The 1,155-nt window shown below is 53.2% G+C and carries 1 protein-coding gene; it reads left to right on the forward strand.

Annotation, left to right across the window (positions count from 1 at the left end; genetic code table 11):
- Positions 1-36: 36 nt before the first annotated feature.
- On the forward strand, positions 37-1,155 hold a 1,119-nt coding region (locus HGT73_RS14570), incomplete at its 3' end, for a hemagglutinin repeat-containing protein (RefSeq protein ID WP_214215975.1).

Consider the following 1,155-nt stretch of genomic DNA (forward strand, 5'->3'; position numbering starts at 1 on the left):
TTCACGCTCGCCTTGTCTGGCAGCGTCGGAGGCTTGGTGAACCAAGCAATGACGCAAGCCCACTCGGCCAGCCAAGCCTATACCGGGCGTTTAATGGCCCTTAAGGGCGTACAATCGGCATTAACCGGCGTACAAGCCTATCAAGCTCAGCAAACGGAAGCGTTAAAGGATGATAGCGCATCAAAAAGCACGATGGGGGTTACTCTTTCTTGGGGAAGCCAGTCGTCGACCTCAACGCACACCCAGGTGACACAGCAAAACCAAGGAAGCCAGCTTATTGCTGGGCAGCATTTAATGATTAATGCCCAAGAGGGCGATATTCGCGTCGTCGGCAGCACGTTGCAAGCGGGTAACGATTTAACCCTTTTGGCACAGCGTGATGTCGTCCTCACATCGTCGCAAAACCGTCAACAATTAACCGGAAACACCCGTAGCCAAGGCGCTACGTTAGGGGTCGGCATTCATGTTGGCAGTGGCAAGAAGGGTGTGTCCATTGATGCTAGCCTCAATAGCGCAACGGGGCGAGAGAACGGGATAGCCATTTCCCATAATGAAACGCGCCTTGATGCAGGTAAAACACTACAAATAGTGAGTGGTCGAGACACGCAACTTCAGGGGGCTCAGGTCAGCGGCCATACGGTTGATATGACGGTGGGACGTCATTTAACCCTGACCAGTGAGCAACAGACTGACCACTATTTTTCGTCGCAGACAAGCGGCAGCGTCGGGGGCAGCGCGAGTATGGGGGGCGGTTCTTTCTCACTGAATCTCGCGCGCGATAAGATGGACAGTACTTACCGATCGGTGCAAGTGCAGACGGGGATCTTTGCAGGGCAAGGGGGATTCACGATTGATGTGGGTAAGCATACGCAATTAAACGGTGCCGTTATCGGCTCAACGGCGTCAGCAGAGAATAATCAGTTGCAGACCGGTACCCTTGGCTTTAACAGCATCCTCAACCATGCGCAGTATAAGGTTGAGCATCAAAGCGTGGGGCTCAGCACGGGCAGCGATATAGCAAAACAATTACTGAGTCATGCGGCGACCAGTTTGTTAGTCGGCGCGAAGGGCTCAGGGCGTGCCGATTCTGTGACCTATTCAGCGATAAGTCAGGGCTCACTGACTATTTTGGATAGCGCTGAACAATCACAATCG

The sequence above is a fragment of the Rosenbergiella australiborealis genome (genome assembly GCF_018494035.1).
GTDB classification, from domain to species: domain Bacteria; phylum Pseudomonadota; class Gammaproteobacteria; order Enterobacterales; family Enterobacteriaceae; genus Rosenbergiella; species Rosenbergiella australiborealis.